Origin of the sequence: Shewanella sp. 10B, from assembly GCF_023475885.1 — a bacterium.
Classification (GTDB): Bacteria; Pseudomonadota; Gammaproteobacteria; order Enterobacterales; family Shewanellaceae; genus Shewanella; species Shewanella mangrovisoli.
Window position 1 is genome coordinate 1 of record NZ_JAMDJO010000035.1, and the last position, 270, is coordinate 270.

Annotated in this window: 2 rRNA genes; both read left to right on the plus strand. The window is 42.6% G+C overall.

From position 1 onward, the window contains the following. A 23S ribosomal RNA gene (locus M0415_RS21350) occupies positions 1–90 on the plus strand; the annotation flags it as partial. 129 nt (positions 91–219) lie between these two features. Beyond that, positions 220–270 (plus strand): 5S ribosomal RNA (gene rrf / locus M0415_RS21565); the annotation flags it as partial.

Below are 270 nucleotides of genomic sequence, written 5' to 3' on the forward strand. Positions count from 1 at the left end.
CGTTCGAGACTAGGACGTTGATAGGTCAGGTGTGTAAGCGTTGTGAGGCGTTGAGCTAACTGATACTAATGACTCGAGAGGCTTAACCATACAACCCAGATGGGTTTTACTAAGTAGTACTTAGCTTGAATACAAACACTTAAGAAGTGTAACTCAAAACAGCTTTCCGAATTCATTTACTGCCTGCGACAATAAGACAGGTAGTGAATAACAAATTTGCTTGGTGACAATAGCATTGTGGTCCCACCTGATCCCATCCCGAACTCAGAA